This window comes from Bradyrhizobium sp. LeoB3, from assembly GCF_055456055.1.
Window position 1 is genome coordinate 1 of the sequence record NZ_JBVBEF010000350.1, and the last position, 641, is coordinate 641.

Consider the following 641-nt stretch of genomic DNA (forward strand, 5'->3'; position numbering starts at 1 on the left):
CTCCTGCAAATCAATCCGCGAAGAGAATCACAGCTGCCACGCGCCCGATATAAAAAGATTCACAGTCTCGTAGGGTGAGTTAGCGCCCACCATCTTTCTTCCCGCAGGCTCGGTGGGTTACGCTGCGCTAACCCACCCTACGAGAGCGCGGCGAAGTCCTTCATTCCTTGAACATCGTCTCGAAGAGCTGCTTTGCCCGATCACGTCCTTCGTGGGTGAACACGACAGACTTGGTCTTGCCCACGGGATCATGGATCATGCCTTTCTCGTGGAGCCGGCCGAGCACATCCCAATCGAAACCCTTCCATGCCCGATAGTCGTCGTGCAGGGTCAGATAGAGCAGCGCCAGCGCTGCGTCGTCGATCTTGTCGGTGTTGAGCGGCATCGGAAACCTCGTGGAGCCAAGCTGGTGTTGCTGTCGTGAACGGCTTCACTGACTGCAACGACTGCGACAAGATAACCCGACGGGCAAATCACCAAAAGTCTGTCCAGACTATCAGCGAAAAATATTCCGCTTTCGCCGTCGGGCAAATCAGTGATTTAACTCCGCGCATCTCACGGCGGATGAGGGGCGGCTCGCGATCGTCACGAACGTTGCGGTGAGATGCGGTGGACGTGAAGCGTGTGACTGACGAGCACGC

The 641-nt window shown here is 56.9% G+C and carries 1 protein-coding gene; it reads right to left on the reverse strand.

The features are described 5' to 3' along the window. Positions 1-160 precede the first annotated feature (160 nt). Positions 161-385 (reverse strand): DUF6429 family protein, encoded by a 225-nt coding sequence (locus ACZXDY_RS46270; protein ID WP_455998290.1) that lies wholly within the window; start codon positions 383-385, stop codon positions 161-163. Between the last annotated feature and the right edge of the window lie 256 nt (positions 386-641).

Bases quoted from the DNA above. Each gene is read 5' to 3' on its own strand.
- ACZXDY_RS46270 (WP_455998290.1), bottom strand. From the start codon at position 385: ATGCCGCTCAACACCGACAAGATCGACGACGCAGCGCTGGCGCTGCTC.